This window comes from Microbulbifer thermotolerans (assembly GCF_001617625.1).
GTDB classification, from domain to species: Bacteria; Pseudomonadota; Gammaproteobacteria; order Pseudomonadales; family Cellvibrionaceae; genus Microbulbifer; species Microbulbifer thermotolerans.
This window is the reverse complement of record NZ_CP014864.1, coordinates 286,916-310,497: the sequence shown is the minus strand read 5'-3', so window position 1 is coordinate 310,497 and position 23,582 is coordinate 286,916. Positions and strand designations below refer to the sequence as shown.

17 protein-coding genes are annotated in these 23,582 nt (G+C 54.0%); 1 reads left to right on the top strand and 16 read right to left on the bottom strand.

Annotated features, from left to right (window positions below):
• Positions 1 to 185: 185 nt before the first annotated feature.
• On the top strand, positions 186 to 902 hold the full coding sequence (locus A3224_RS01295; protein ID WP_067150443.1) for a hypothetical protein: 717 nt from the start codon (positions 186 to 188) through the stop codon (positions 900 to 902).
• A 49-nt stretch (positions 903 to 951) separates the two neighbouring features.
• Here A3224_RS01295 and tssH read toward each other — a convergent pair whose 3' ends face one another.
• The 16 genes from tssH to A3224_RS01215 all read right to left on the bottom strand — a co-directional run bounded on the left by tssH (position 952) and on the right by A3224_RS01215 (position 23,581).
• Entirely contained in the window at positions 952 to 3,612 is a 2,661-nt protein-coding gene (tssH, locus tag A3224_RS01290) for a type VI secretion system ATPase TssH (protein ID WP_082817346.1), read from the bottom strand.
• 34 nt (positions 3,613 to 3,646) lie between these two features.
• Complete coding sequence (gene tssG / locus A3224_RS01285) at positions 3,647 to 4,762, bottom strand: type VI secretion system baseplate subunit TssG (protein ID WP_067150440.1); 1,116 nt, start codon at positions 4,760 to 4,762, stop codon at positions 3,647 to 3,649.
• Positions 4,726 to 6,555, bottom strand: coding sequence for a type VI secretion system baseplate subunit TssF (gene tssF, locus A3224_RS01280; protein ID WP_067150437.1), 1,830 nt, complete (start codon positions 6,553 to 6,555; stop codon positions 4,726 to 4,728). The genes tssG and tssF overlap by 37 nt, the downstream gene beginning before the upstream one ends.
• Positions 6,555 to 7,028, bottom strand: coding sequence for a type VI secretion system baseplate subunit TssE (tssE, locus tag A3224_RS01275; RefSeq protein WP_067150434.1), 474 nt, complete (start codon positions 7,026 to 7,028; stop codon positions 6,555 to 6,557). Before tssE ends, tssF begins: the two co-directional genes overlap by 1 nt.
• Before the next feature lie 3 nt (positions 7,029 to 7,031).
• Positions 7,032 to 8,459, bottom strand: coding sequence for a type VI secretion system contractile sheath large subunit (gene tssC, locus A3224_RS01270; protein WP_231902427.1), 1,428 nt, complete (start codon positions 8,457 to 8,459; stop codon positions 7,032 to 7,034).
• A 223-nt stretch (positions 8,460 to 8,682) separates the two neighbouring features.
• The gene (gene tssC / locus A3224_RS01265; protein WP_067150431.1) at positions 8,683 to 10,170 is read right to left on the bottom strand and encodes a type VI secretion system contractile sheath large subunit; all 1,488 of its coding nucleotides are present in this window, start codon (positions 10,168 to 10,170) and stop codon (positions 8,683 to 8,685) included.
• Entirely contained in the window at positions 10,167 to 10,688 is a 522-nt protein-coding gene (tssB, locus tag A3224_RS01260; RefSeq protein WP_067150428.1) for a type VI secretion system contractile sheath small subunit, read from the bottom strand. Before tssB ends, tssC (A3224_RS01265) begins: the two co-directional genes overlap by 4 nt.
• A gap of 46 nt (positions 10,689 to 10,734) precedes the next feature.
• A complete protein-coding gene (gene tssA / locus A3224_RS01255) occupies positions 10,735 to 12,012 on the bottom strand; it encodes a type VI secretion system protein TssA (RefSeq protein ID WP_067150424.1) in 1,278 nt (425 codons plus the stop codon).
• A gap of 159 nt (positions 12,013 to 12,171) precedes the next feature.
• Positions 12,172 to 12,930, bottom strand: a complete 759-nt coding sequence (locus tag A3224_RS01250; RefSeq protein ID WP_067150421.1) for a hypothetical protein — start codon at positions 12,928 to 12,930, stop codon at positions 12,172 to 12,174.
• Positions 12,931 to 13,066: 136 nt separating this feature from the next.
• On the bottom strand, positions 13,067 to 13,738 hold the full coding sequence (tagF, locus tag A3224_RS01245; protein ID WP_139223178.1) for a type VI secretion system-associated protein TagF: 672 nt from the start codon (positions 13,736 to 13,738) through the stop codon (positions 13,067 to 13,069).
• Between the two features lie 30 nt (positions 13,739 to 13,768).
• Positions 13,769 to 17,311 carry a type VI secretion system membrane subunit TssM gene (tssM, locus tag A3224_RS01240; RefSeq protein WP_067150416.1) on the bottom strand — a complete coding sequence of 1,181 codons (3,543 nt, stop codon included), beginning with the start codon at positions 17,309 to 17,311 and terminating at the stop codon, positions 13,769 to 13,771.
• 50 nt (positions 17,312 to 17,361) lie between these two features.
• Positions 17,362 to 18,222 carry a type IVB secretion system protein IcmH/DotU gene (gene icmH, locus A3224_RS01235; protein WP_082817345.1) on the bottom strand — a complete coding sequence of 287 codons (861 nt, stop codon included), beginning with the start codon at positions 18,220 to 18,222 and terminating at the stop codon, positions 17,362 to 17,364.
• 2 nt (positions 18,223 to 18,224) lie between these two features.
• Positions 18,225 to 19,562: a type VI secretion system baseplate subunit TssK gene (tssK, locus tag A3224_RS01230; protein ID WP_067150414.1), complete on the bottom strand. Its 1,338-nt coding sequence runs from the start codon at positions 19,560 to 19,562 to the stop codon at positions 18,225 to 18,227.
• A gap of 31 nt (positions 19,563 to 19,593) precedes the next feature.
• On the bottom strand, positions 19,594 to 20,235 hold the full coding sequence (gene tssJ, locus A3224_RS01225) for a type VI secretion system lipoprotein TssJ (RefSeq protein WP_139223177.1): 642 nt from the start codon (positions 20,233 to 20,235) through the stop codon (positions 19,594 to 19,596).
• A gap of 32 nt (positions 20,236 to 20,267) precedes the next feature.
• Complete coding sequence (tagH, locus tag A3224_RS01220) at positions 20,268 to 22,013, bottom strand: type VI secretion system-associated FHA domain protein TagH (protein ID WP_067150412.1); 1,746 nt, start codon at positions 22,011 to 22,013, stop codon at positions 20,268 to 20,270.
• Between the two features lie 80 nt (positions 22,014 to 22,093).
• Entirely contained in the window at positions 22,094 to 23,581 is a 1,488-nt protein-coding gene (locus tag A3224_RS01215) for a type VI secretion system contractile sheath domain-containing protein (protein ID WP_067150408.1), read from the bottom strand.
• Position 23,582 lies beyond the last annotated feature (1 nt).

Genomic DNA, 23,582 nt, shown 5'->3' with positions numbered 1-23,582 from the left:
CACGTCTGGCACAATTTATCGGACTTAGAGTGGCCGACAACGCCGGCATAGCTGCTGCATTTATCAGGATGCTTTTTGAGATTCCACCGGGTAGTATCGAATCTGGTAATGCGGGCACCGTATGATTGACCGACATATGCTCCCTAGCTGAAAGGCTGTTCCCAGATATTTAATACAGTATAAACATGCCTGAAATTCTACCCACAACTGCAATTCTAAGTGTATTTGCCTCAGTTCTGGCAATCATTGATTGCTATATCGCCAAGAAAAAGAGGAAAATTACTGAAAATTCGGATCTCCGTAGTGATCGTTTGAGCGATCTTGTCGTATTGACACCTTTCCTGGCGCTGCTCTATACGGAAAACTTCTGGCTAAACCTGGTTTGCACTCTGCCGATCATTCTAACTTCTTTCCTGGCGCAAACCTTTTTCTACCGAAAAGGCTGGCTAGGCAGTCCACCCGAATTTCTCACACTGTCACCAGGCAGCTACCTGTTGGCCGTTGTGGGGTATTTCATATTTTTTCACCAGGGTTTTCTGGGTGATTCCAATATGGACTCGGCCCTGACAACTGCGGGAGAGTCAAAGTCCCCCTACCCCTGGTTAAACCTCTGGCCATATGCGGCCTACCTCGTATTTTTTCTGTTTGCCACTACCCGCAAGAGCACTAACGGTATCTACCTGTCGATTCTTATTATGGTGCTCGCCGTGAACATTCTTCCGTTCTTTACCGGCTACTATTGGTGGTCCATGTTGGCGGGATTCTGCATTCTGGCAGTTACTGTGCGCCGGGCAATGGATGTATTAGAACCCGGCAGCGGAGGGGCAGTGTCGTTTGTGGGCGGTTACTTCTATTTGATAACTGCGTTCGGCAGTATATTGGCTTACGCGATCCTGTATTAACAGCTGCAGGCAAACGGGAGGCCCGGCAATATTACCGGGCCTCCAGCTATCAGTTGATCTGGTAGCTGAAATCGCCTTCCTCCGTGGCTCCTACATGAATAGTGGTGATATCCTCGCCCTTCGCCATTTTGTCCAGGCATTCACTAGCCAATGATGGCAACAAGGTCCGGTTTAGGATTACCTCAATATTACGTGCACCAGTGTCCGACTCCTGGCAGCGTGCGACAATATTGACCAATACATCTTCGTCGTAGCTGAATTCGGCACCATAGTGCTCCTTCACACGCTTTTCAATACGACGCATATTGATCTTGCAGATCTCTATGAGGTTTTCATCATCCAGTGGGTAGTAGGCAATTACATTCGCACGACCAAGGAAGGCCGGTTTGAATTTTTGTAGCAGGTAGGGGCGGATATTATCCAGCAGGACATCCGGTTCCGGTTTTTCCTCCACCTGGTTGAAAATCGCCCGAATGGCATCTTCTCCGGCATTGGACGTCATAATGATAACGGTGTTTTTGAAGTCGATATCACGACCTTCACCGTCTTTGATGGTGCCCTTATCAAACAGATTGTAGAAAATGTCCTGAACACCTGGATGGGCCTTTTCCATCTCATCGAGCAGTATTACCGAATAGGGCTTGCGGCGCGCCGCTTCGGTGAGCACACCGCCCTCGCCGTAGCCAACATAGCCGGGAGGGGAACCGAGCAGCATAGAGACTTTATGCTCCTCTTTGAACTCGGCCATATTGATGGTGGTGATGCTCTGCTCACCACCAAACAGTTCATCCGCCAATGCCAGGGCAGTCTCCGTCTTACCCACACCACTGGTGCCACAAAAGAGGAAAACCCCAACAGGCTTGCGTGGGTCAGTAAGTCCTGCTCTGGAAGTTCGGATTGCCTGAGCGACCGCCTCAATGGCGTGTGGCTGCCCTATCACTCGCTTGTTCAGCCGCTCCGCCAGCGTCTGTATGGTGGCTATTTCATCACTGACCATTTTCCCTACAGGGATGCCGGTCCAGTTCGCCACGACTTCAGCAATGGCCTGCTCATCTACAGCTGGCTGCATCAGTGGTGTTTCACCTTGTATCTCACGCAGCTGGGAATGCAGTGATTGCAATTGTTCTTTCAAATCAGCCAGTTTTGCTTCGTCTGCCGGCTCTTCTTCAGTTTGGTTCTGAAAACACAGATCAATTTCATCGCGCAACGCTTTAATTTGCTGAATCAGTTCCGCTTCCTGCGCAAGCTGGCTTTCCAGTGCTGTCAGGCGCTCTTCGGCCTCAGCGCGTTCCTGCGCCAAACTGTGCAGCTGTTCTTGATGGGCACCGGTAGCGGCATTCTCACGTTTCAATTTTTCTATCGTGTGCTCCGCACGTGCGATAGTACGTTTGGTGTCCTCAATAGCACCGGGCGTCGCCGATTGCCCCAGGGCTACCCGCGCACAGGCTGTGTCCAATAGGCTGACGGATTTGTCTGGAAGTTGGCGGCCAGGGATATATCGGTGAGAAAGTTTTACCGAGGCAACGATTGCTTCATCTAAAATGCGCACTTTGTGATGCGCTTCCAGTGTAGTCGCTATCCCACGCATCATGTCGATAGCTTTATCTTCTGAGGGCTCTTCAACTTTTACCACCTGGAAGCGGCGGGTCAGCGCGGGATCGCGTTCAAAATATTTTTTATACTCAGCCCAGGTAGTGGCCGCAATAGTACGCAATTCACCGCGCGCCAACGCCGGTTTTAGCAGGTTGGCAGCATCTCCCTGCCCTTCCTTCCCTCCTGCGCCGATCATGGTATGCGCCTCATCAATAAATAAAATAATCGGGGTAGCCGAGGCGCGAACTTCTTCTATTACTGATTTCAGACGGTTTTCAAACTCACCTTTAACACTTGCACCAGCTTGTAACAGGCCCAAATCCAGGGTCCGTACAGCAACCCCTTTCAGGGGATCGGGCACATCTCCACTGGCGATACGCAGTGCGAAACCTTCCACAACCGCGGTTTTACCCACACCGGCTTCCCCTGTCAGTATTGGGTTGTTCTGACGACGGCGTGTGAGTATATCGATACACTGGCGTATTTCTTCATCCCTTCCCAGCACTGGGTCAATCTCGCCTTTCTCAGCCCGCTCGGTAAGGTTGATGGTGTATTTATCGAGTGCCGGGGCCTTGCTCGCCGCCGCGGCAACCGCGGCAGCGCCCTCTTCGCTGCTGGAGATACCACTTAAATGATGGGACTCTCCACTTTGTCCGAACATGGCACGGGCAGTCTCGCGAATCGACTCCGGGGCAATGTTTTTCAATTCCGGACAGGATTCCAGTAACTGTCGACGAGAAGTCTCGTCCAAAAGCAGCGCAGCCAGTAAGTGTCCTGAGCTGATAGCACGGTGGCCACAGTCAATGGATGCCAGCATCCATGCGTTCTTCGCAGCCTCAACGACCGTCGGTGATAACGCAGCCGGCCGACTACTGCCGGACTTGAAGCCAGCAATTGCCGTCGCGAGCTGCTTGGCCAGATGCGAGGGGTTACAGTCATGCTTCTCAAGCAGGTGGTAGAGATCTGTATCCGATTGATCCAGCAGCTTCAATAACCAGTGTTCCAGCTCAACATTATATTGGCTCTGCGCTAGACACAGGCCTGCCGCACCCTCAAGCGAGTCGCGCATATGAGGCGTCATAGTGTCTACCAGCCGCTTCAAATCAATATTAATCATGACAAAGCTCCTTTTATCGGTTTTGGATTTGACATCAGGCCATGGGTAAGGCTTCGTCTGGAGACACTCGATCAGCGCTCAACGTGATCTCCACGCGACGGCCGTCCAAGTCTTCATTGGCCATATGGGTGTTCCAACCCAGCAGCGGCTGGTATTGGGAATCATTTGCCAGTTGTACCGGTCCTACTTGGCGCATAAATAAAGTTACAGAGATTTCAAAGTCCATCTCCACACCTACAGCAAACTGGATAAATGACTTGAGTGACTCCAGTTTTTCCGAGCCCGGGGACAACGTCATAAACTGGTCATAAGCCATCGGTTCAACCACGACACGAAACTTATTTTGTGCCTGAAAGCAACATGTACCCAGTATCGCATTGACTCCCAAACAATTATTAATTCCTTGTGGGTTTTCTGGACCAGGAAAACGACAGAGCACATCCCCCGGTAGCTCGTCCCACTGCCCGAGAAATTGTTCGATACTGACTTTCAATCCAAAGTAATGGCGAATCATGCCCACCAAAGCCGCAGCAGAACACTGCTGTCTACTCAGGTGACCTGCCATACCGTACAACGCTTCATCTGGCAGCGGCATGCGATAGCGCATTTCGCCAGTTCCCATTCCGGCCAAAGAAGCGAGTGCGTGACTGAAGAGATCCGGCTCCCGCGCCTTGCGTAGGTGGTGCCGTTCATAGTTCACAGGAAGCTGGTACTTATGCCACGCCTGGTAAAAAAGCGAAATATGACGGTGATTGAAAATATCGAGAAAATCCCGCAACGCGGTGTTCTTTTCCCTCAGCTCTTTCAGCACCAATTCCGTGAGGTAATAGGGCATTACCCCCTGACTACCAGCTAGACCAGTGAAGCCCACATCCATGTTCCACTGGGTCAGCCCGTCCTCCGGTACTTTTCGCTGCTCTAGAGACAGTATGTCGGCACCATTGAACGAAAGACCTGAATGGGCGCGGAAGCGTATCAACTCCCGCGACGGTGGCGCAGATCCGGCGACTATCTCTCTGGCGCAGTCGTCACCAGCCATTGCTGTCGCGCGTTCGAGTAAACGTACCGCCTGAAAAAAATCAAAGCGGTAAGGCTCACTAACCAGGCGCTCGATTACAGTAAGGCTTTGTCTCCGGCTCGAGGCGGCCATCGTTTAAGTTCTCCGTCTCTACCACTGATAGTGGCAATCAGTCGTGTAAAGGAATTTAGTGAACAGTACAAACCCAGAAAGCGTTCGATCACACTGGCGAACAGAAGCGGGCTGGTACCGGTCAGCATCATCGGGTCAAGTTCGATCTTGACTTCCGTACCTCGGCACAAGACTACACTGTGGTCTATCTGTATGGGCGCGGTAATCGGTCGCGTGCTCACTTTTTGCAGAGACTCGATTAAGTTGCGTGTGCTAGCGGAATCACGGAAGTCGTAGAGACGGAAAATCTCCTTGAGCGCTTCGCAACCGCCATTCGCTGACAGCGATAGGTGATTCAGGTTGAGGTGTGAAATTAAACGCCAGTAGCCACGTTCACGTCTGGGCGGGCGTAGAGTTGCCGTGGGTGAGACAACACAACTGATTCGGCGCGCCGGAGCGTCGCCATCTACTATCTCTAGATAGGGCTGCGCGTTTCCACTGGGCAGTTTTTTGGGTAGGTTCCTGTTACAACAGGTCAGCTGTATATCGAGAGTTTGATCGCTGATTTTATGGGGGTTAAATTCAAGGTCGACCAAACAGATATCCACTTCCGACGCCTGTTCGTTTCGGTGCTCCCCTTCAATAACCTCCCGTCGCCGGCTAAACCAAAAAGCGGTCTGTCGAGCGTGGTGTTGGCTGTGCTGAATACCGTAAAAAGGACGATAGCTTGTGCTTTTTCCACTGCCATCGGTCGCCGTCACAGAGTCGATGGAATAAATTTCCAGTCCATCACTACGCCGTGCGTCGGGAACCACATGGTAGTTGTATTGCGCATGAGTAAGTGGAATTGGGTCGGCGGTCTGCGGAAATAGGTTGACTACAGGCGTGCATCCTAGAACAAACATGCCTGGGGTCAGTTGCTTTTCCAGTTCGTCGTGATTTTCCGACAAATAGAAATATAGATTTAAAGAGTCTCCGTAGCTGTCATTCAGTGCATGCTCAAGGCCATTAATATCAATGAAATGGAACTTTTCCGGAAATGCGAAGTATTCGGTCAGCAACCGATAGCCTATGAATGCTGTATCCGGATAAGGAAGCAGCCCCTGGTCGGGGTCAAGCCCTACGGGCTGCAATGAATCCGGCTCAAGATAGGTTGGGTGCGGGTCCGCTTCTCCATTGGCAACGACCAACTTAACACATTTGCTTAACAGTAAGTCGTAAAGAGCGTAGACATGACTCGGCTGGCCGCGCAGAAAAAATCGCAAATGGCCCGGCTTGATTTCGGAGAAATTCAGATCGGGGCTTTGGGTTTTCAGTGAAAGCTTCAATACCGCGTTAGCGCTCTGAATTTCGTTACATCCCGGCGCAATGAAAGGGCGGGGCATGAGGCTGGCACTCACGGCCTGAAAGGGACATATATCCACTGGATAACGACTGGTAAATCTACATGTCTGTCCCTGAAAACTTTCCGTTTCCAGCAAGGTATTAGCGTCTACGCGCACTATCGCATCCAGATCCGACTCGGGCTCAAACTGTACTACCGCACAAGATGGTATTGGTCTCAGGTAATGCGGATAGAGCGTCTCCAGCATTGCATCGGTGAGCTCTGGGAAGTCATCGCTGAGCTTCTGTTGCACTCGCGCATTCAAATAGGCGAAGCCCGACATCAGCCGGCCTACCAATGGATCGTCTACCGTATCTGTATCTAGTTGCAGGCGCGAGGCCGCAGCCGGGTGCATGCGTGCAAATTCCGCTGCGGTTTGTTGCACAAACGCCAACTCACGCTCGTACAAATCAATCAATTTTTCACTCATCACAGTATCTCCGACACATCGACCGTCTGAGTCACCGGATTTAGGGCTGAGTCAAATACAATGACTTCCGATGCGGGATTCACATGCAATACCGCTTCTACGCGAAAGCGGATACTTGGATCTTCCACATCGATTTTGTCTTGGGTCGTGACTTTCACGGAACGGATACGCGGTTCAAATTCCAATATGGTGCGCTCAATATCGCGGCAAAAACGTTTGCGGCTCTCCAGTGAGGACAGATTGACCGTGGACAAGTCTGGCAATCCGTAATTCATATTGGAGGACTGCAGGTGCACATGTGTCTCAGGTGGGGAGACACAACAGTAGCGTGTGTTAAATAAATGTTCGAGGTCGCGCCGGACACCCTCACGTAGCTGTTTCAGAATTTGATGTGGCTGGTGAAGATCCATATTGCGAGACGACTCTAGTAGCCGGTCCAGTACCGGCGCTAGCAAGCGCTTTTCTCTGACCATTTTTTATTGCAATGTCCCTATCTGTGCCAGCGCTGTAGTCAGCTTCAATTCTGACACCAAATGATCCACTGTGTAGTGGCTTTTCAGGTGAATGACACTCTGGTAGCTACCCACCTTGCCAGGCTCATCCATTACGCGCACCCGGGCTTCGCGCAGAGGATACCGAGCCAACATTTCCCAGGACAGGTCATCGCGCCCGGTGGTATATCGATCCAACCACTTCTGCAGCTGGCGCTCGCAGTCGGCCGCATTCATATACGCCCCTACTTTGTCCCGAATCATAACTTTTATGTAGTGAGCGAAACGGGATGCGCAAAGAATCTGCTGTAACATGGAGCTAATGCGAGCATTCGCCGTTGCGGCCTTGGTGGTGTATTGCTTTGGACGCTGCAATGACGGCACGCTGTTGAACGCGCTGTAGGGGGTATCATAACAATGGCAGAGGCAGGTAAACCCCAGCTCGCTAAGATCCCGCTCAGCGAAATCGGTTACCAATATAGAGGTTGTCATTTTCACCATGCCGGCTTTGCTATCTGGCCTGTATTGCAAAGCAGGCAATTGGGTAACCAACCCGCCACCGTAGCTATCTCTGGCCACACCGCGGATATGAGAGAACCAACCGACCTCACTGAATTCCCGGATCAATACCGCCCCCAAGGCAAAGCATGCATTTCCCCACAGATAGTTTCTGTTGTGGGCATCAGAGACCTGCTCTGCAAAACGCAGCCCGCGGTAGTTGGAAAATTCAGTGTTGTAAGGTTCGCGCATCAATATCTGGGGCAAAGTCGCGGCCAAGAAACGGCTGTCTTCCAAATCCCGCAACCCATTCCAACGGATGTACTGCTTTTGCCGGAACACTTCTGCGAAATCGATCGGCCTCGCCAGATCATCGAAATGATCCGCACCAAATAACTGCGGTGTCACGCCGCAGACAAAAGGAGCGAAGGCGGCCGCAGCCGTGTGGGCTATGCCTTGCAAGGTGAATACATCATCGTAGGGATGGCCTTCAAAAGGCCTGTGGGAAATATAGTAGTCTCCGAGCAGTAACCCGAAGGGCTCGCCACCAGGCGTGCCGAATTCCTCGTTATACACAAGATGAAAAAGACCAGACTGGTCGAAGTCTGGCGCTCTTTCCATATCTTTGCTCAGATCCCGCCAACTGACATCCAACAGTCTGATTTTAATATTGTCCGAATGCGGCGCACTGTGCACCAACATCGACACCCCCCGCCAGCTTGCTTCCAGGCGCTGAAATCTGGGGTGGTGCAATATAGCGTTAATCTGCTCGCAAATTACTTCGTCCAATTCCGCTACTAGGCGGTTAAGCCACTGACGTACAGTGAATTTCTCTCGGTGCACGCAGGGGCAGATCTCCGTGAGCCAATATTCGAAGGCAAAAAGATCATCAGGCTCATTGAGAAACTTGCGCAAAGAACTGCACCCAGAACCCATAAGCTGTGGAGATAGCAGTGGGCCATCATCACCGGGATTTTGTGCAGGCAGTTCAGCGGGCACGGAAACGAACTCCTATAAATCAATAAGAAAGGACATATCGCGTACCCCTGGGAATAGGTCACGCTGTGCAGCTTGTTAGGCGCAATTGGGCGCCGGAGGCCAAGAATGAAGCGGCCCGCCAGACTGGCGGGCCCCTGGTTTATCCCGCGGAGGGGATATTGGCAACCATGCGCATGGAAGTCGTCAGCTCTTCCATTTGCAGCCATGGCTTCAGATAGGCCACCGCACTGTAGCAACCGGGCTGGCCGGGGATCTCCTTCACCTCGACACGCGCTTCTGCCAAAGGATACTTGGCTTTCATCTCCGCGCTCGCATCGGGATTAGAGTTGGTATACTGGGAAATCCACTTATTCAACCAGCGCTCACAGTCGCTCGCCTCCATAAAGGAGCCGACTTTGTCGCGTGCCATTACCTTCAAGTAATGTGCAATGCGCGAAGTGGCCATCAGATAGGGCAAGCGCGCTGAAATAGCAGCGTTTGCGGTCGCATCCGGGTCATCGTAAGTCTTCGGTTTCTGGGTGCTCTGAGAGCCAAAGAATACTGAGTAGTCGGTATTCTTATAGTGGCACAGAGGCAGGAAACCTTGAGCGCTCAGCTCTGCTTCGCGGCGGTCGGTGATACCGATCTCAGTCGGGCACTTCTGATCCATATCCCCATCGTCGCTCTTAAAGATATGAGTCGGCAGTCCCTCTACCTTGCCACCACCTTCAGCACCACGAATCGCGGTACACCAGGAATTCTCCGCAAACGCTTTCGTCAGGGTAGTCCCCATTACATAAGCGGCGTTCATCCAACAATACTGGTCGTGCTCGGCCGGGCGCGAAATGCCGGACTCATCCACTTCGAATTCTTCAAAGTCGAACGACTCTATCGGCTTGGTATTGGCGCCATACGGAGTGCGCGCCAGCGTGCGAGGCATTACCAGAGTCACAAAGCGGGAATCCTCGCTATCGCGGAAGCTGCGCCACTTGATGTATTCACCAGATTCGAATATCGCGCCCAGATCGCGGGGTTTGGACAGTTCGGTAAAGTCTTTGAAGCCAAACATGCCCGCACCTGCGGCGGAGATAAAGGGACAGAATCCAGCAGCGGCCACGTTGGACATCTTGCTCAACAGCTCTATGTCCTCGGGATGGCTGGTGAACTCGAAATCGCCAATCATACAGCCATACGGTTCACCACCAGCTGTACCAAACTCTTCTTCGTAGATCTTTTTGAAAGTCTGGCTCTGGTCGAACTCAACGGCTTTATCGAGGTCCCGGAACAATTCGCGCTTGGTCAAGTTGAGCATGCGAATCTTCAAGGTCGCACCCGTCTCGCTGTTCATCACCAAATGGTGCAGACCGCGCCAGGAGCCCTCGAGCTTTTGAAATTTCTCATCGTGCAGTATCGCCGCAAGCTGCTTTGACATTGCTTGGTCGATCGCTTGCACCGCCTTTTTGATCGTCTGAGTCAGATTGCGATCCCAAGTAACCGTACCTTTCAGAACCTGCTCGGTAAGATTGGCGATCAGGTCCTGTGCTTCTTCCGGCTCGGTCTGTTTAGTCGCAGCAATAGCCTGCTCCAGCAGGCTGGCCGACTGCTCTTCCGTTGCACTTTCTGCGACATTTTCTACTTCGGTGCTCATTCTGATTCCTCTCCTTTATTCTCGCCCAGGCCCAGCTGTTCAGAGATAGCACTGACATTTTCAGTATTCTTCAGAATATCTTCGAGAACCTTTTCCAATTCCTCAGAACGATCCGCTTTGCTCAACAGATCCCGCAGCTTGCTGCGCGCTTCGAGCAACTGCTTCAACGGCTCAACTTGTTCGACAATTTGCTCCGGGGAGAAGTCATCCATGTTTTTGAAATCCAGATCAACTCCCAGCTTACTGCCATCGCCGGCGAGCGTATTTTCCACTTGCAGATTCAACTTGGGGTTGACCTTGGCCATGACGTCATTGAAGTTGTCACGGTCTATTTGTACAAACTTGCGCTCTTTTAGTGCCTTGCGATTCTCTGCATTGTCACCGGAGTAGTCACCCATTACTCCCACAACGAAAGGCAATTCCTTCTTGACTTCAGCGCCATTGGTCTCAACGTCATAAGTAATGTGAACGCGCGGCTTGCGCACGCGCTTGAGTTTGTTGTGAATGCTCTCTGACATACCTGGTCTCCTTGTCTCTATTTAGGGGCTGCAAATGGTCTGGCAATTACCACCCGGCGTTGGCTTCGGCTTTGGATTCCCCACCCCAACCGTCATCCGCGGGCGCCGGTTCAGCGCTTTGAGCCGGCTCCGGGCTGGCGGCGGGAGCTGAGGATACTGGCGGCGGCGCCACATAGCGCTGCGTGTCGGAGCCATCCAGTTTGACACCGGTGAGCTGTGAATAAATAGCGCGCGATTGCTCATCCGGCAAAAGCTCGGCCATCAATTCCGACACTGTCATGCGGCCCCAATTGATCAGCCGTTCTAGGCCAGGAGCCAGAGGTGTGTGGGGTTCGTAAGTGCGAAAATACCTGGCCGCTTCCTCCAGCAGCCGCAGAGCATCCTCGCGCGAAGCAACTGGACCTGCTGCGACCCCTGCCGTAACCGCGGCAGCCACTGGTGCCGCAGTTGTACTTTCCTGGCCGGTAGTAGCTTCATCTTGTCCACTCGCAGAGCTTTCCGCACTGGCAGCAGCAAGCGCTTCCAGCTGGGCCTTGTATATAAAGCGAGTGGTGCGCAGCACTTCATCCAGCAATGTACTGATGTTTGTTGAAGGAGGCGCGTCGTGCCCGCAATGCGACCGCAATGCTTCATTGATGCTCTTATAGTGAGCGATGGCGGCCTCTAGCGTCTCCACCAAATTTTGCGCCCAGTCATTGCTGGCTGCCTGCACACACTGTTCAATATCGGCCAGACTGTATCCCAGGGTTTCAATACGGGCAGCCTTGGCTTCATCATCGGCGATACGATCGGCATCCCGGGCCTGTTGGTATTGGAAGAACGAATAAGCCCCGAAATCGCCCTCGGGGGTGATAGGCGCGCTGCGGATCGGCATCAACAGCGTTCCGTCCCCGCCGTCGCCATTTAACCCAGTCAAAGGCGCCACTTTGGTTTCCAGGCCATCTTCGTCTGGCTCCGGATAGAGGTTTTCCCAGTAGTCCTCTACCAAGCGGTCAATCAAGGCAAAACCATCGCGCAAGCCGGTAAAGCCGTGCAGTCGAATCAGAGCTTCCGTGTACCAGCTGGCGACTTCCAAATCTTTGCTTTGGCCACTGAGAATCTTTTCCGCAGACTTGGCTACGTCGCGCCAGGGAGCGAGAAGGTCTGTGTCGCCGTCGTCAAAAATTGCCGAGCGCTCCGCCGCGCGGGCACCGTTGCGGGCATCCTTGATGGTGTAGTAATCAGACGTCGGCGAGCGATCTTCTCTAATATCACTGCCGCTTGGCTGTTCGTCTGAAATTGGTGCAATCAGTTCATCTATGTCTATTGTGTTCGGGAAGGGCATGAAAGGTCCCTCTACTCCGTTAATCCCTTAGTATGAATTTTTTGGAAGATTACATTGTGCATCAGGTGAATCAAGATAATTTGCCGTTTTACACAAAGTTTTTGTGAAAAAAATAAATAGCCCACACTGTTAATCAAAAAAATTTCACAAAAATGGCTGCTAACTGGGCTCAGTTACCTCAACGGTCGACTCAGCTACCTGCAACATTTCTTTTTCAAGGCAAAAACTCGAAATAATTTGACTAAAGAGTTTTCTTTGTTCATCAAAGGTATTACCTTCGCACCAAAGAAAAATTGCATAAAAATTATGCTGTGACTGGAAGTGTGCAACAATGTAATGAATCGAGGTGCCATCGAGTTTCGCAGACATCTCTGAGACGTATAGCGGCAGAGTTTCACTTTCAGAAGGGCTTGGGCCTGACAGTAGCTGTCCCTCTTCCACTCGCGCCAAACATTGCTGTAACTGTGCCGTCGCGTAGGATGGCAAAGTCAGTGCCGGCGGCAGTTCTTGCCGAGCTTGCTTCAGGATAACTACGTACTGATGCCGATCTCCGTCACCGGCTTGTAATACGGCTCTCGGATTGAGATCGTCCCGACACTGCCAAACGTCGGGGAGGCCGATGGAAACGGCTTGATCCGAACTGTACTGCCTCTTCAGGCACGTCTGAGCGACTTCGCTGCGAAAAATTACACAGTTGTCCAACAACAGCTCTGTATTCCAACCACCCTGCCATAGGGTGTACATCACTTCGTCTGCCTGCTGTCTCTTCTCGACCCGTTTGATTACCTGACGCGAGCCCGACAGTAAACGCTTTACCTGCTCAAAATTCAGACCAAACCTGTGACACAGAGTATCGATTCCCTGACGGCGGCTGAAACCTTCGCGCAACACCCCGGTAAAGACAATTTCAAATGACATAGAACAAACCTGCATTCCCTGCACTTAATTGAACCCGTTGGTGCCCGGACTCAGTAATGATCCTTTGCTCCAATAACTGGTATGGAAGCTGTATTCTTAGAGATATCCCCTGTGATGGCATCCCTGCAATATACAGTCACCAGCGCAATTCCGGCGCGCCCAACATGGAAGCGTAAAGCCCCGGATCAGGAAGACTGGGACAAAGTAATGCATTGGGTGCGAGCTGCTGTGAGCCCACACACCACCAAAGTCCAAAAGCGGGAAATTGCTGCCGGTACAGATAATCGAGTATCCCGGGATAACAGCTAGCAATATCCGAGTTTTCCCCTACAGCCTTGAGAACGCCACCCGCGTTCAGGGATATGTCCGTCGCGGGAATATTTTCCGCTAGCTGAGGGAAGCGCTCCATCAGCTGGTCAGCCAAAAGCGCATTCTGCAACGCTTCTATCGCGAGATTGGATAGCTCTCGGTACCACCCCTCAGCGGACAACTGTAGTGCAAAAGGGTTGGCTTTGCCCGATACAGGAGCGGCTAACGTAAGGGGAAAGTAGCGGCCGACACTATCCACACTGGGGACCAATACACCGGCCCAGCCGCGTTCATCCAATACACCGGGAGACAGGGCAAAGCGCCAAACCGGGGCGGTGAGGAAGTAATCCAGCCAGGACTCCCCAACCAGTTCCCGGGATCCATGTACAGCGCGCTGCAGCCATTCGTCCCAAGGCGTCACAAAGCTTGCCGGGAGCTGGCGTTGGATAAAATCACCATGCCCCGGAAGCTTACCGAATATTCCCATCGCTGTTGACACATTCACCTCCGCGCCGAATTTCCTCTGCCGTCACAGGGTTTCCGGACAGCGGTAGCCGTTCAATAATCTGCGGTCGAACGGATTATCAACACCGGCGGCAGCCAGCTTGAACTGCGCCCGGCGTCCCTCTTCCTCAAATGTCACCAGATGCTCGGTACCGCTCCTACCAAGTTCCAGTTCGGAAGCCGCAAGCAGACGATACCAAGCCCAGTCCCCTTCAAAGTGCTTGCGGTGTACAGTTTCGTTCAAATCTTCAAAGATAATTCGCACACGATTGCTTTCTCCCCCGCGCCAAGTCAGTTTTTTACTAGTCCTTGGGCCGTGGGAGTAAGGCACCCGTTGCTCTCCCATTTCCAATGCAAACAGGCGCACGCCCGGATCGAGTTTTGTCGGCTCGATCCGGAAGGTGTAGGACGCCTGTCCCCCGTTACTGAAAAAGGTCTTGCGAATCCGATCAGCCCGGCGCAGTTGCGACAAGGTTTCCGCCGACAACCCCAGGCTCTGTCCTTCCAGACTTTTTAGCTTCCAGCTACGGGTATCCAAAAATGGTTTTAGATACTCGGAGACAAATTTTTGCTCTATACCACCCGGCTTAAAGTAGCGGTTGAATTCAAGGATAGGCACTTCCTGATCCCGGTTATTCCGCAACGGGTATCGATTGGCAAGGCTGCGGCTGTAACTGCTGTATACCTGCTCCCTCCATATGCGGTCGGCATGCAGTTTGGCCTTGGCCATTACCAACGCCCAGGTGCTATCTGCGATTTCGTCCAGCCACCGGTCAAACGGCGCCGGGGCGTTAGACGCTTTGATCCGCAGTTGTTTTATGGCATCCCCTCCGCCACCGGCAAAACGAGCCTTGGCGCTGGTAAAAGCAGCCTCATTGGGGTCTGGAGCGCTGTCGATCTCAATCAGATATTCTTGAATTTTTGCGATTGCGGAAAGGTATTCCTGAACCCTAGCTGGACGCCCTTTTTCACTCTGGGTGATGCGCTGGAGCTCCTCGAAACGCAGATCCACGATCGTAGGTTTGAATTTATCCTGAAGAGCACCTGCCACACCGCCGACCGCCGCTGCTCCGAGCTTGCGCTCCCGGCTCGATACCGGCAGTGCGACACCAGAAGCGTCCGTGGGTAGTTCCGGGCGTATTGTCAGCCGTGTGTTATCGGCCGTAATTTCAGCAATGGCCAGTAGCGGTGAGTAAACGGGGTCGGAAAACTTCGACAGCGCATCCAGTGCCTGAGTGGTCGTGCGAAAACGCTGGATGGAGAAGCCGCCGATAAATTGCTGCCAACGCTGTTGGTATTCCCCGAGGTATATCCGCTTGACTTCTTCACCAAGCCTTTCTCTATCCGCCTCGCTAAAATCTTCACCGCTGATGTCGCCACCGTAAATCCAGCGCTCATCCGCCAGCCGGCTCATCAATGGTGAATCCGCGCCGAAATTCAGCTCTTTATATCCCGCCTTGGTGTACAGGTAAGGCATACTGAACCGGGAGTCTGTGGCCGACACACCAAACAGCTGCTCCGTGTCACCACCGATATCTCCGTAAAGGTCTACCGGCGTCAAGCCCAGCTCGCTGTTGCGCAATTGGGCATATAGACGCTGCGGAACAGGTATACGGCGCAGCTGCTGACGCGCCCGCGCAACCACCCGCTCGTTGGCTTGCAGATTTTCCGACAGGGGCTGCTCAAACAACTGTTCCAGGTGAGTGGCCAGTTGTTCCTGCTTCTGCGCCTCACCGGACAGTTGCCGCTCCCAGCGGGCCCGGTAGTAGTCTTGCAATACTTGAGGGTCACGCTTGTCGGCGTTAAAAAACATCAAGTAGGTTTTCAAGGTATCCGCTAGCGCAGGGTCATCGCTGCCCATGCGGTTGAGATCACTCTCAATATCGCGGATCAATGCAGGCAAAAAGAGGTTTTGTAGCTGATTGCGGTACAGTTGATCTGCCGCCCTGTCGACTCTGTCATCGTAGAGGCCCATATTGGCCAGCCAGGGGTGATCCTCGCGCTGGTAGACGCCAGCTGCACTGCGCAGCGGTTCCAACAGCCGAAGGCTGGTAACCGGAGTCAAGCGCGCCTGGCTCAGTTCTTGTTTTTCATGTTCGTATTCCGCAACAAGATCCCGTACCTCTCCCATATAAATCTTGTTTTGGGCCAAGCTGCCACTCCAGAGGAACAGCGCTCCGACAAAAATACCTGCCAGGGCGACATAAACGCCCCGACGCAGCCATTGTGTGGCAGCTTCTATTCTGCGGTTGACCCCTACCAGTTCCGCTTCTGGAAAGATCACGTCCTTCAAAAGGCGGTGCAGGAAGTAGCTCTTGCCAGCGCCCTGAAATTTATGCGCGACATCTCGCTCGAGTCCAAAATCGGCACTCACCGACGCCATCATACGGTCGATGGGGCTGCCTTCCTGGGTGCCACTGGTGAAGTACACGCCCCTGACCATCGGTACGGTTTCATAGCGGTTCGGACTGAAAGTCTGTTTGACGAAGTCGTCGAGGATTTCAGTGAGGCTCTCCATCCGCGCCGGGAACCCTTGCAGCATCGCGCGCTTTTCAATATGCCGCTCCTGGTGCACTCTCCACAGCACGCGCTGATTGAGGCGTTCTATCAACCCCCGGAACTCCGCGGAGAAGGTATCCAGCGGCGCACCCAGTACCGGGCCGCTCTCGGCAGGGAAGCTAATGCCCCAAACCTGCTCCCGCTCCGCTTGGGACAAGTTGTCAAAGAATTCACTAAAACCCGCCACCAGATCGCATTTGGTAAAGGTCAGATAGATCGGGAAGCGAACACCGAGCTGCTCTTGCAGCTCGCTGATACGCTGGCGGATGGTTTTTGCCTGGTGCACTCGCTGTTCCGCTGTTTGCACCATCAGGTCCTGAAGGCTGACAGCAACCAGGGCACCGTTGATCGGCCGGCGCCGGCGGTAGCGTTTTAACAGGCCAAGAAACGCCCGCCATGCGTTGTTATCGTAGACGCGGTGGCTGTCTTGTGTGGTGTATCGACCGGCGGTGTCGATCAGAACCGCGTCGTTGGTAAACCACCAATCGCAATTCCGGGTGCCGCCAACGCCGCCAAGCGCTTCCCGACCATGGCTCTTGGCCAGCGGAAATTCAAGACCAGAGTTGACCAGCGCCGTCGTCTTGCCGGAGCCGGGAGGACCGATGATGATGTACCAGGGCAACTGGTAAAGGGAGACACTGCCTCTGTCTGACTTGAACCTGGCCTTGCGCAGCACTTCCATGGCCTCGCGGAAGCGAGTGGAAAGAGCATTTAATTCCTCGCGGCTGCGCTCCTCATCCGGGTCCACCTCCTCTTCCTGGGACTCTTCGATCTCCTTGATCAGCGCCTGATTCTGACGCCGTTCCACCAGCCACTGGCTCAGATTCCACACTAGCCAGATTGCGGCGATAAACAGAATGATCGTCAGACGGACACCGCGGCTCAGGGTGGTGTTATCACTGCCAAATTTGATGTAGTCGGCACCAAACCAGATCAGGAGTGATAAAGCCACAAGGCCGATCAATCCCAACACCCATTTATTGGCAAAAAAATCGCGCAGGCGTTTCATGCAAAGCTCCATCTCCCACACCAAAGTGCAGGGCAATCACAGTCCGGGGCTTACCGGGTTTCCGTTGTGTTTTCGTTGTTTTCCGCAGCCGCGGCGGCGATGCGTTCCGCCACTGGTGTGGCGCTCTCATAGAGCCACCAGCGGTAACCACTGTAGGTGAGCAACATCATTCCAAACGCCACGCTGGCGATCACCCACAGGGGAATGTAATGAATCAATCGTGTCTTGCGCTCGACACAGCCGCGCCAATGCGGGGACAGATCCCGTTCCATCGGCGGCCGGTGTCGCTCTATCGTTTGATAGAGCGTGTCCCGGATCTGTTCCAGCTGCTCGTGGCCGCGCTGAACCAAGCGGTACTTACCCTGAAAACCCAGGCTCAGGCAAAGGTAGAAAAGCTCCAGCAACTCCAGATGATTGCCCGGAACTTCAAGCATCCGCTGCAATATCGCAAAACACTTCTCACCGCCGAAGGTCTCTTTGTGAAAGAGGCTTAGCAGGGAGTGCTGGCTCCAGCCACTGGCACTGCCCCATGGCGTACTCAACACCACTTCATCCACGACAGTGCAGATCAGATAGCGCGCAGTCAGGACCGTCTCCGGGGAGAGGGACAATTGCCTGGCTTCACGTTCAAAATTCTGAATTTCCCGGGTCAGACGCTTGTGCAGATCCGGTACATTGTCGTGATTTGCCGTTGCGCGCAGCTTGATGACCGCACCGAGTAGTTTTGATGCGGCGGCTACAAGCGGGTTTAAACTGTTGCGCACCCGGATATCTTGCAGTGGTTCGCCGTCCGAGATTGCCTGACTGCGGGCTTGTGGCGCAGCGCTGGCGCCCCCTCCCGGCGTCGGCACTATGACTGTGCGATCGCCCGCACTGGGCCCGCGCGGTGGTGTAAAGGGATCGTTGCTCATCTTTAGTTATTCCTTATTGCCCAGAGCTCCATGACCAAACCGGGGAACTCCGCACCCAGATGCACCGCAAAGCCACCAGATTTCTGCATTGCCCGCCACAGATCACCGGTACGTTCCAGCTCAAAATAAGCAAAGCCGGCGTGGTAGGGTATCTGTCGCGGTGCCACCGGCAACGGGCGCAGCGACAGGCCGGGCAGTTGTGCTGAAATAAGTTCGCGTATGGCCTCTACAGGCGCAACCTTTGCCTGTCCGGGGAAGCGGCTGCGCAACAAGTCGCCGGGCATATCGGCTTTTGCGGCCATTACAAAACTCGCCGTGGAAAGCAGCGACGGATCGGTGACTGGAGCCACGTAGATACCGAATTTCCTCTGCACCAACTCCAGGGCAATTGCGGTCTGCTCTAGCACGGTGGACAACGATTGGCGCAGCGCGGAAAAAAGGCCCGCATAACTCTGCTGCAGGTTTTCGTGGATATAGGCCGGAATCTCCGGTGGCCGCTTGTTAGGTGATGTGAAAGTGGCAAGTTCTCCGGCCAGCTGCAGAAGCTCCAGAAACAGGCTGTGGGGATGAAGCCTGGGCTGTGCGGTCAATTGCCGCAATAATGGCTCAAATCGGTTGATCACCTGCAGTAGCAGATAATCGGCGATTTCCGCCGAGCCGCTTCTACCGCTGTCACTCAGACGGTGCCCCAACGCAGACCCGCGGTGATCCAGCAGGCCTTTAATTTCCTCAATATAGGCTTTAATCACCGCTGACGCCTCGGCATTCAGCAACGGCGGTATATAGTCGGAGTCCAGTTCGACCGGCTTTTCCGGCTGCCGCTCTCGAATGCGGGCTATGCCGATAGATGCGTAGCCGCTTCTGTCATCACTTTCGAGTTTCAGACAAACGCGCAGTTTGCCGACCTGAATACGCGCGGACTCTCCAGAGGATGAAGCGCTGTTGCGCGCATCAAAGTTGCTGGCCTGATAACGGGCCTGGGGGAAGTCCTCCTGATCCCGCACAGATTCCTGGCTGCCCGGTCTTTTCAAGGGAATGCACAGGAAAACGATTTCGTCCCGCGTGTTCACTGGAACATCCAGCACATCCGGCAAAAGTTCATTTTCCGGAGCGAGCATCGGTGTGCCATCGGGAAAAATAGCTTTCACCCTGGATAGAGAAATTTTGCCCAGGGACAGCGGCTCGCTATCAATGGCCAGCTCGATAATACCCCAGGTATAGGGACCGAGAGACTCGGTGCGCGCTTCCAGCAAATTTTCCAGATAGCGGTCTTGCTGCTGAAAGTGTTGAGGGCGCAAAAACATGCCCTCACTCCAGATCACCTTGTTATTTGCCGACATGTGAATTCCCTGCTGAAGTCAGCTGTTTGGATTATTTATCGATGACGTTGGTGGATTTTTCTACCTTTTCCATCTGTTGGAGCCGCTGCTGCATGCGCTCATACTCCTCACTGGAAATAGTTACCGTGTCACCCCGCTTCCTGGAAGCTTCTCTTCTCGAGAGTGTGGACGTTTTTGTGCGACGCCCCTTGGCAATCGCCTCTGGAAAATCGATACGGGTATCCGCCAAAGCCACCTGATATTCATTGTTGCTGTGATCGGTTATCGGTAGCAGCATCAGAGCGTCCGCCCGCTGATACTGCACAAATTCAGCAAGCAGGCCGATGTACCTGACATCTGGGGTCAATTCGAGCTTCTCGACTCTCTCTTCGCCGGGAGCGAACTCCTTGAGCACCACAGTTCCAATCAAATCCCGGCCCAGCCTCGATTCCGCATTCTCATAGAGATTCAGAAAATCCTCGCGCGCGAACTGCCGATCGTCAGCGAGCATAAATACGCGCACCACGACAGGTGATGCGCGGCCGTCGTTATCCGGATTAACATCCCTGTCAGCCCGGACAGTCAGTTCCAGACTGGTATCAAAATTCAGAGTACGGCGGGTCGCCTGACAAGCCGCAACAGTCAGTACCAGAAGGCAGACCACTAAAAGCCGCGGAAGTGATGAAATGGACACGGAGAACTCCTTTTATGTACGGTGATTCTCAGTTAACGCTTAAGATTTCTGGCGTTTTTTAGCTCAGACAACTGATGTTCATAGGTACTGGCAAACTCATCCCCAAACAGGCGCCGGTAACAACTTTCCGGATCTCCGGCCAGCTCCCTGTACATCTGCACAAAACCTTCCCAATTTTTCGCATTCTTGCTCGCAAATACGCTGCCCGAGCTGTTGAGGCGGCGCTCGATATTTTCAGGGTTGAAAAATTTCAACATCGCCTCGTAGCCCGCGCGCATTCCCGCCAGCACTGCTACCTGGTGATCAGAGAGATCATCGAAGCTGTCGGCCACCGCTGTACGCGGGTCCATGAATGCGCCGTTGCCCGCGAACATGGCCGATAAAGCGTCTGTCGCAGTGGCACTGAACTTCAATGGGTTGTTCGCTTCTGTCTGAATGACAGTGCGCTGTACCCGCAATTCATTTTTGATGCTGCTCCTCGCCCGCAGCAGATCGATCAAGCGGGTGACAGTTTCCTGCACTATCTCCGCCGCCTGCTGCTCCACTTGCGGCTGTTGTTCGGGGCGTAAATTCAGCCCAAGTGTTTGGGCCAAAGTGCCGGCACCAGAATACCCGCCTGTATGCCCAATCTCTTGTTGGACGGATACCTGCTGAGAGGGGGCTTGAGGCGGCACCTGCTGAGCCGGTGCTTGGGGAGGCACTTGTTGCGCAGGCGCCTGTGGTATCTGGGCGGTATTCTGCGCAGCCACTTGCTGCACCAGTGGTTCCGCGGCCGGAGGCTGCTGCAGCTGGGAAAAGGGCTGTGACGCAGCCGAAAAGCCGCCCAACGGGCTATTATCAAAACCCGGTGCTCCATCGACCTGTTGCCCCTGCATGACCGCAAAGGATTCAGCAAATGGATTATCTGCTTCGGCTACAGGTTGCTGCGGCGGTGAAGGTGGCGCTGGTGGCGGTTGAACGCGTTGCGCCGATGGTTGCACCGGTTGAGCAAAGTCCGCCCCGGGGGACGTAGACTGAGCGAACTGTGCCGGAGGCGCTTCCGGTGCCGGTGTCTGCTGTGTAGTGAAGTGCATTGCGTGACGATCTGCCGGCGCGTGATCCTGCTCACTGCCGTCCTTCCACCAGTCGTCATCTTCCCAGTTGCCAGAACCTCCAAAGCCGCTCAGTGACTCCCCGCCTGCCGCTCCGGAAGCCGGGCTCAACGCAGCCAGGGGATCCACCACTTCCGAACCCGGATCCGCCAGCCCCTCATTGGACAGCGGAGAAGCACTACTTACATATCCCCACTCTCCAGACTGGGCGCTGCTCGCACCCGGCTCCAGCCAGCTGTCCAGCTGCTGCGCTTCGGCCTGCTTCTGCATCTTGGCTGCAGCTGCGGGACTGAAAGTGGTACGGTCAGCACTGTCGAGAAAATCCGCTTCCCCAAGCCCCTTCGGCAAACCGCTGTCGGCTTTTGGCTTGCGCAGGGTGACCTTTAACTGATAGTCACCGATTCCCAGTATGTCACCATCATTCAACGGGACACGGTTACCTTTGCCAACCGGGTTTTCCGCTTGATTGAGGTAAGTTCCATTGGTGCTCTCGTCCACCAGGTAATATTGATTGTCACTGAAGGTGATCAGTGCGTGCCGCGAGGAAACCACCCGCTCGGGATCCGGCAATACCCAATCGTTGCTGTCCGCGCGGCCGAGACTTCCACCCGCGGGAGTAAAAAGTTTGGTGTGCTTGAGCATGTTGGCCCCGCTAGGGTCCGCCAACACCGAAAGAATCAAGTCCATTTCGCTCCGACCCGCACTTTGCAATTAATAGAAAAAAACTGCCGAACCGGCATAGTATTTACGCCCACAAGGCATCCCCCTTATCGGGACCAGGGCCCCCGAAGTTCACCCCCGGCGAGCGACTGCACTTTCGGCAGAAGAATCTGATCTCGATCCTGAACCGAGCGCAGCGTGCTTATCCCGGTGGCTTGAAAGCGCGCCGCTGCCCTATCGCTCAGCAAAGCTTCAGCGCAGGGGGTCAACCACCGCCCCTGTGGCAGTCGCCGCACATGTAACGGCAAGTTGTCAAAAGTTGCCGGGCGAGGCGAGACCAGCTTTCCGCTTTGCGAAAACTGCTGGCAGATAGCGAGCGCCAGAAGATAGACGCTGTTCCCCCACAGGTAATAGTTATGGCCGTGATCGGCCGTCAGTTCTTCGAAATCGAAGCACTCAGTCGTCGCGGAATCCGCACCGTAGGGAAGCCTCAGCATAAATCTGGGTCCGGCCAGCGCCACGTGCGCGCTGGCAGAGTATTCCCGTATCGCTTGCCAGTTCTGCAAAAAAACCTGCGAAAGTGGATACTGCCAGTCGTCTGGGTCAGACGCTCCCGCGAGCCCTGGACAGCCGGCGAGACGGATGTCGCCACCCAACAATAGCGCGCTGCCTGCGGCTTCGGCGATGGTGGAAAGATCAATCAGCATGTGCAGATCGCGCTCATCGTCGGCAATATAAAAGTCTCCGACAATCAGGTTGTAGGGGCGGCTTCCCGCAGCCGTCTCGCGTTCTACCAGACACTTAAAAATCTGGGACTTTTCCAGATCATTTTCCGCCTTGGCAAAGTCCGCCAAGAGTTCTTCCTTGCTGACATCGATCAGATGCAGACTCAGGCCCGGATGCCCGTCGATACGCCGCAAGAGCAAATGCAGACTCCGCCAGCTGGCCTCCAGTTGGCGGAAGTCGCTGTGATGCATGATGTTGCGCATTGCTCCAGATACAGCCTCTCTCAGAGCCTGCAAGTAACTTTCCTGGCGCTGGTCCGGCTTTGCCTGAACATAAGGAGCAACAATTTCCTTGATCAAGCGGTCGACCGGAAGAGCACTGCCGTCCCCTTCTGAGTTCCGGTTTTGCGCCCCCGACAGCAGCGCGTCCCAGAAAGATTGCGCTTCCTCCTGCGGCTCGGACACTTGCAGCTGCGGCTGCCACTGGCGTAGTTCGGCGGCGGCACTCTCGAACTCGCGGGGATTCAGCAAACGCCTTTCAAGGTCAATAAAACGCCGAAACAACGGCAAGCGGCTGTAAAGATAATCGGGATGCAGATCGTCAAATTCCAACAGCGACAAAGGCTGTTCCATTGTCGGCAGTTGCAGGCGTACACTGAGCCGTTCAAACAACGTCTCAAAGCTATCTTTATCCAAGCGGTACGCCTCGCGCTGGGCAAGGGTTTCCGGGTCGCACTGGCGGCGGCTGGCTCGCCCGCTGAAGTCACCCAGTATCACCACCTTGAGTACTTCATCACAGCTGTGCCGAATACCTTCAGCCTGCCCGTCACCGAATACAACTTCACCGGAATTTATCGTGGCTCTATTCACA

Excerpts from the sequence above, each read along its gene's own strand:
- A3224_RS01295 (WP_067150443.1), top strand. The coding sequence starts at position 186 with ATGCCTGAAATTCTACCCACAACTGCAATTCTAAGTGTATTTGCCTCA.
- tssH (WP_082817346.1), bottom strand. The coding sequence starts at position 3,612 with ATGATTAATATTGATTTGAAGCGGCTGGTAGACACTATGACGCCTCAT.
- tssG (WP_067150440.1), bottom strand. The coding sequence starts at position 4,762 with ATGGCCGCCTCGAGCCGGAGACAAAGCCTTACTGTAATCGAGCGCCTG.
- tssF (WP_067150437.1), bottom strand. The coding sequence starts at position 6,555 with ATGAGTGAAAAATTGATTGATTTGTACGAGCGTGAGTTGGCGTTTGTG.
- tssE (WP_067150434.1), bottom strand. The coding sequence starts at position 7,028 with ATGGTCAGAGAAAAGCGCTTGCTAGCGCCGGTACTGGACCGGCTACTA.
- tssC (WP_067150431.1), bottom strand. The coding sequence starts at position 10,170 with ATGAGCACCGAAGTAGAAAATGTCGCAGAAAGTGCAACGGAAGAGCAG.
- tssB (WP_067150428.1), bottom strand. The coding sequence starts at position 10,688 with ATGTCAGAGAGCATTCACAACAAACTCAAGCGCGTGCGCAAGCCGCGC.
- tssA (WP_067150424.1), bottom strand. The coding sequence starts at position 12,012 with ATGCCCTTCCCGAACACAATAGACATAGATGAACTGATTGCACCAATT.
- A3224_RS01250 (WP_067150421.1), bottom strand. The coding sequence starts at position 12,930 with ATGTCATTTGAAATTGTCTTTACCGGGGTGTTGCGCGAAGGTTTCAGC.
- tssM (WP_067150416.1), bottom strand. The coding sequence starts at position 17,311 with ATGAAACGCCTGCGCGATTTTTTTGCCAATAAATGGGTGTTGGGATTG.
- icmH (WP_082817345.1), bottom strand. The coding sequence starts at position 18,222 with ATGAGCAACGATCCCTTTACACCACCGCGCGGGCCCAGTGCGGGCGAT.
- tssK (WP_067150414.1), bottom strand. The coding sequence starts at position 19,562 with ATGTCGGCAAATAACAAGGTGATCTGGAGTGAGGGCATGTTTTTGCGC.
- tagH (WP_067150412.1), bottom strand. The coding sequence starts at position 22,013 with ATGGACTTGATTCTTTCGGTGTTGGCGGACCCTAGCGGGGCCAACATG.